We start from the raw sequence: 5,658 nt of genomic DNA on the forward strand, positions 1-5,658 counted from the left end.
CCCGTTCGTGGGGGTGGGCGGTGTGGACACGATCCCAGCCGTAGCGCTCTTGCGCCGAAGCGGGTGGAGGGCTGTTGGCCGGGGCGGCGGGAGTGACGCGGCCCCGGTTGGAGCGCTCGTCACCTCGCGCCGAAGCGGGAAGAGCCCGTTGGGGGCGGATGGCGTTGGAGTGGACGGCATGGTGCGAACTCTGGTGGAGGGCTCGTGACGCTCAGTGGGAGGGCGAAGGTGCCATTCGCCGGGGGAGACGGAGGGTTCGCGTTCGATGTCAATCTGTCGATCCTGTTCACCGAGTTGCCCTTGCTGGAGCGGCCGGAGGCGGCGGCGAAAGCGGGGTTCGACGCGATCGAGTTGTGGTGGCCGTTCGACGGGCCGGTGCCGGCGGATCTGGAGCTCGACCGGTTGCGGCGGGCGATCGGCGACGCGGGAGTGCGGCTGGTCGGGCTCAACTTCGACGCCGGCGACATGGCCGCGGGCGAGCGCGGATTGTTGTCCGACCCGCGCACGACGGACCGGTTCCGGGCCAACGTGGAGGTGGCGGCGGGACTGGCCGAGTCGCTGGGCTGCCGGGTGCTGAACGCGCTCTACGGCAACCGTGCCGCTGATGTGCCGGTCGAGGCGCAGCGGGAGGTCGCGCTGGGCAACCTGCTGCTGGCGGCCGAAGCCGCGGCCGGGATCGACGCGGTGGTGGTCGTGGAGGCGCTCAACTCGCATGAGAACCCGCGCTATCCGATCACCTCCTCGGCCGCGGCGTTCGCGGTGATCGACGAGATCGGCGTGCCCAACGTGGCGTTCCTGGCCGACCTCTACCACCTGCACCGGATGGGGGAGGACGTGCTCGCGTTGATCGACGAGAGCGTCTCGCGCTTCGGGCACGTGCAGGTCGCCGACGATCCGGGGCGTGGCCAGCCGGGGTCGGGCGGCATGCCGTACCAGGAGATCTTTGAGCGGCTGGTCTCGGCGGGCTACCGGGGCCATGTCGGTCTTGAGTACCGGCCCACCGGCCCGAGTGCCGACAGTTTCGCCTGGAGGAACGGATGAACATCGGATTCATCGGGCTCGGGATCATGGGGACCCCCATGGCCGCGAACCTGGTCAGAGCGGGTCACACCGTCGTCGGCTACGACGTGAGCGCGCAGCGGCTCGACGAGCTCGTCAGTCACGGCGGGAAGGCGGCGGGCAGCCTGGCCGAGGCGGTCGCGCAGGCGCACGTGGTGATCACCATGCTGCCCGACTCGCCGCAGGTCGAGGAGGTCGTCTTCGGCAGCGCCGGGCTGCTGGAGTACGGCGCGCCCGGGCTGCTGCACATCGACATGAGCACGATCAGGCCGGAGACCTCCCGGCGGGTGGCCCAGGCCGCGACGGTCAAGGGCATCAGGGCGATCGACGCCCCCGTGAGCGGCGGCGAGCGCGGAGCCGTGGACGGCACGCTCTCGATCATGGTCGGCGGGCGGGCCGAGGACGTCGAATCCGCCCGCGAGGTGCTCGGGGTGCTCGGCACGACGATCGTGCACGTGGGCCCGTCCGGGGCTGGCCAGACCGTGAAGGCCGCCAACCAGCTCGTCGTCGGCGGGATCTACGGGCTGGTCGCCGAGGCGATCGTGCTGCTTGAGGCGTCGGGGGTGGACCCGGCGGCCGGCCTCGACGTGCTCGCGGGCGGGCTCGCCGGGTCCCGCATCCTCGAACTCAAGCGGCACTCCATGATCAAGCGGGAGTTCGCCCCCGGCTTCCGGATCGACCTGCACGACAAGGACATGGGCATCATCATCGCCGCCGCCCGGGAGGCCGGCGTGGCGCTGCCGCTCACTGGAGTCGTGGCCCAGCTCATCGCCGCCGCCCGCGCCCAGGGCCACGGCTCGCTCGACCACTCGGCGCTGCTCAAGGTCATCGAAAGGATCAACGCATGAAGCGGATTCCGTGCATGGAGGCCGTGGTCGCGGTCCTGGAGTCCGAGGGCGTCGACACCGTCTTCGGCATCCCGGGCGCGGCGATACTCCCGCTCTACGCCGCCCTCCAGCACAGCTCGATCCGGCACATCACGGTGCGCCACGAGGAGGGCGGGACGCACGCCGCCGACGGCTGGTCGCGGGTGACCGGAAACGTCGGGGTCTGTATCGGGACATCCGGGCCCGCCGGGACCAACATGATCACCGGGCTCTACACGGCGCTCGCCGACTCGATCCCGATGATCTGCGTCACCGGGCAGGCCGAGCGCGCCAAACTCCATCAGGAGTCCTTCCAGGCGGTCGACATCGTGGAGATCGCCAGGCCTGTGACGAAGTGGGCCGTCCAGCTCAAGGAGCCCGCTCAGGCGCCGTGGGTGTTCCGGGAGGCGTTCCGGATCGCCCGCTCCGGGCGGCCGGGCCCGGTGCTCATCGATCTGCCGGTCGACGTCCAGCGGGGCACCTGCCTCTACGATCCCGAGCTGGACGCGCCGTTCCCGGTGGATGTGCCGGAACCGACGCCCTCGGCCGTGCGGGCGGCGGTGGACATGCTCGCCCGAGCCGAGCGGCCGCTGATCCTGGCCGGGGGTGGAGTGATCATCGCTGACGCGACGGCCGAATTGCGGGCCCTCGCCGAGCATCTTCAGGTGCCGGTCCAGGTCACGCTGATGGGCAAGGGCGCCTTTCCCGAGGATCACCCGTTGTTCGCGGGGATGGCGGGAATCCAGACGCAGACGCGGTGGGGGAACGCGGCGTTCTTGGAGAGCGATCTGGTGCTCGCCGTGGGGGCGCGGTTCGGGGATCGGCACACCGGCGACCTCGATGTGTATCGGAAGGGCCGCTCGTTCATTCACGTGGACATCGAGCCGACCCAGATCGGGCGTGTCTTCGAGCCCGATCTGGGGGTGGTCGGGCATGCTCAGCCGACGCTCGCCGCGATGGCCGCCGAGGCGCGGCACCGGACCAAGCCGCAGCGGGCCGGCCGGTGGGCGCGCCGGGTCGGGGAACTGCGCGACACGATGGCGCGGCGCGACGACTTCGACGATGTCCCGATCAAGCCGCCCCGGGTGTTCCGGGAGATCAACGAGTTCTACGGGCCCGACACGACGTTCGTGACCGCGATCGGGCTCTACCAGATCTGGTCCGGGCAGTTCCAGCGCACCTACCTGCCGCGCCGTTACCTCGTCTGCGGTCAGGCCGGGCCGCTCGGCTGGGAGATCCCGGCCGCGATGGGCGTCAAGTGCGCCTTCCCCGATCGTGAGGTCGTGGCGGTCGTGGGCGACTACTCCTTCCAGTTCCTGATGGAGGAGATCGCGGTGGCCGCGCAGTACCGGATCCCGTTCGTGATCGTGATGATCAATAACGAGTATCTCGGGCTGATCAGGCAGGCGGAGATTCCGTATGACATGAACTTCGCCGTCGACCTGCACTATGGCGAGGGCGGAATCGATCACGTCAAGGTCATGGAGGCGTTCGGCTGCCCGGCCCGCCGTGTCGAGTCCCCCGGCGATCTCGAAGGCGCCCTGGCCTGGGCGAGCGTCGAGTCCGCTCGGGAGCAGCTCCCCGTCCTCGTCGAGGTCATGGTTGAACGTGAGGCCAACGCGGCCATGGGCCGCTCCCTCGACGCCATCAAGGAGTTTGAGCCCTTACCCCGCCTCGCCCACGCCGTCGACTGGTCCGACTGAACGTCAACGCCCCCGGCCGACGGAGGCGAGCTCCGGCCTGGAGGTCGGCGAATCGGTGGGCCTGGCCCAGCTGTTCGCGTCGATCCCGGGCACCGACGAGCTCGGCCCCGCGCTTCAAGAAGTTCGACAAGTCGCCCCACCCGGGGAGATGGGGTGGGGGACCAGCTGTAGCTCTCCCTCTCCCGCTTACCCCGAACCCCTCCGAAGCGGGAGAGATCGTCTGCTCAGGGTGGAAAACCGCTCCGGCGACTTCGACCAGCCTCTCCGATCGACCAGCCTCTCCGATCGACCTTCCGTCCGATCGACCTTCCGTCCATGGTGACGGTTCGCCGCATATCCGTAGGAAAGGAAGACCTGATGCCGCTCGTTCTCAAGCCGGGTATGTCCTGGCAGGACGCGTACAGCCGGTGTTGCGCGGAGGCGCCGGAGGCGTTTCACGATGACCGGGTGCTCAACCACTGGGGCGGGATCTGGCAGCGTGACGGGAGGCCGGTGCCGGGGGTCACGCCGGTGGACGGGACGACGATCGCGGGGCCGCCCCGGCTGGATCGGTCGGCGGCGGTGCGGGCCGTGCGGGCCGCGTTCGACGACCATCGGCAGTGGCGGCACATGCCGCTCGCCGAGCGGCAGGCGCGGGTCACCGCGGCGCTGGACTCGATGACCGCGCATCGGGAGCTGCTGGCCCTGCTGCTGGTGTGGGAGATCGGCAAGCCGTGGCGGCTCGCGCTCGCCGACGTGGATCGCTGTATCGAGGGCGTGCGGTGGTATGTCGAGGAGATCGAGCGCATGCTCGCCGGGCGCGTGCCGTTGCCCGGGCCGGTCAGCAACATCGCCAGCTGGAACTATCCGATGAGCGTGCTGATGCACGCCATGCTCGTGCAGGCGCTGGCGGGCAACGCGGCCATCGCGAAGACTCCGACCGACGGCGGGTTGTCCTGTCTCACCCTGGCCTGTGCGCTGGCCGTGCGGGAGGGCGTGCCGTTGACGCTGGTCAGCGGGGGAGGGGCCGAGCTCTCGCCGGCGTTGGTGCGGGGGCAGGAGCTGGGCTGCGTCTCCTTCGTGGGAGGCCGGGACGCGGGTGGGCAGGTTGCCACCTCGCTGGCCGATCTCGGGCGGCGGCACGTGCTGGAGCAGGAGGGCCTCAACTGCTGGGGGGTCTGGGACTTCAGCGATTGGCAGACCCTGTCGCGGCAGATTCGCGCCACCTTCGACTATGCGAAGCAGCGGTGCACCGCGTATCCGCGGTTCGTGGTGCAGCGCTCGTTGTTCCATGAGTTCGTGGCGGCGTATCTGCCCGCGGTGCAGGGGGTGCGGTTCGGGCATCCGCTCGCGGTGGAGTCGCCGGACGATCCGCTGCCCGAGCTCGACTTCGGGCCGCTGATCAACAACGCGAAGGTGAAGGATCTGACCGATCAGATCGACGACGCCATCGCCAAGGGCGGCGTGCCGTTGTTCCGCGGCTCGCTCGACGATGGCCGGTTCCTTCCTGGTCAGGACATATCCGCATACCTTGCGCCGGTGGCGATCCTCACCCCGCCCGGGTCCTCGCCGCTCTTCCACGCCGAACCCTTCGGCCCCGTGGACACGATCGTGCTCGTCGACACCGAGGCCGAACTGCTGGCCGCGATGAACGCCAGCAACGGCGCCCTGGTCGCGACCATCTCCTGCGACGACGCCCGCACCGCCCGCCGTCTCGCCACCGAAGTCCGCGCCTTCAAGGTCGGCCTCAACAAGCCACGCTCCCGCGGCGACCGCGAAGAGCTCTTCGGCGGCCTCGGCGGCTCCTGGCGCGGCGCGTTCGTCGGCGGCGAACTCCTGGTCCGCGCGGTCACCCAGGGCCCCGAGGACGAACGCCTCCCCGGCAACTTCCCCGACTACACGACCATCCCTGACCGCGCCATCGCCTAGCCCCGTTTTCCGCAGGTCTGTGATCGTCACCGGAGCTGCCGTGGATCCACCCCGAGGAGATAGAGGAGATCGAGCTGGGTGGGGGTGGGCTGCGGGATCACCGGTGGCGTGGCGAGGTGGCC

Annotated in this window: 4 protein-coding genes; all 4 read left to right on the forward strand. The window is 70.0% G+C overall.

Annotation, left to right across the window (positions count from 1 at the left end):
- Nucleotides 1-204: 204 nt before the first annotated feature.
- The 4 genes from ABGB08_RS54060 to ABGB08_RS54075 all read left to right on the forward strand — a co-directional run bounded on the left by ABGB08_RS54060 (nucleotide 205) and on the right by ABGB08_RS54075 (nucleotide 5,536).
- Nucleotides 205-1,041 carry a TIM barrel protein gene (locus tag ABGB08_RS54060; protein ID WP_347608230.1) on the forward strand — a complete coding sequence of 279 codons (837 nt, stop codon included), beginning with the start codon at nucleotides 205-207 and terminating at the stop codon, nucleotides 1,039-1,041.
- Nucleotides 1,038-1,907 (forward strand): 2-hydroxy-3-oxopropionate reductase, encoded by an 870-nt coding sequence (locus tag ABGB08_RS54065; RefSeq protein ID WP_347608233.1) that lies wholly within the window; start codon nucleotides 1,038-1,040, stop codon nucleotides 1,905-1,907. The genes ABGB08_RS54060 and ABGB08_RS54065 overlap by 4 nt, the downstream gene beginning before the upstream one ends.
- Nucleotides 1,904-3,628, forward strand: coding sequence for a glyoxylate carboligase (gcl, locus tag ABGB08_RS54070; protein ID WP_347608236.1), 1,725 nt, complete (start codon nucleotides 1,904-1,906; stop codon nucleotides 3,626-3,628). The genes ABGB08_RS54065 and gcl overlap by 4 nt, the downstream gene beginning before the upstream one ends.
- 357 nt (nucleotides 3,629-3,985) lie before the next feature.
- The gene (locus ABGB08_RS54075) at nucleotides 3,986-5,536 is read left to right on the forward strand and encodes an aldehyde dehydrogenase family protein (protein WP_155352563.1); all 1,551 of its coding nucleotides are present in this window, start codon (nucleotides 3,986-3,988) and stop codon (nucleotides 5,534-5,536) included.
- Nucleotides 5,537-5,658: the final 122 nt, after the last annotated feature.

This window comes from Acrocarpospora sp. B8E8 (genome assembly GCF_039871605.1).
GTDB classification, from domain to species: Bacteria; Actinomycetota; Actinomycetes; order Streptosporangiales; family Streptosporangiaceae; genus Acrocarpospora; species Acrocarpospora macrocephala.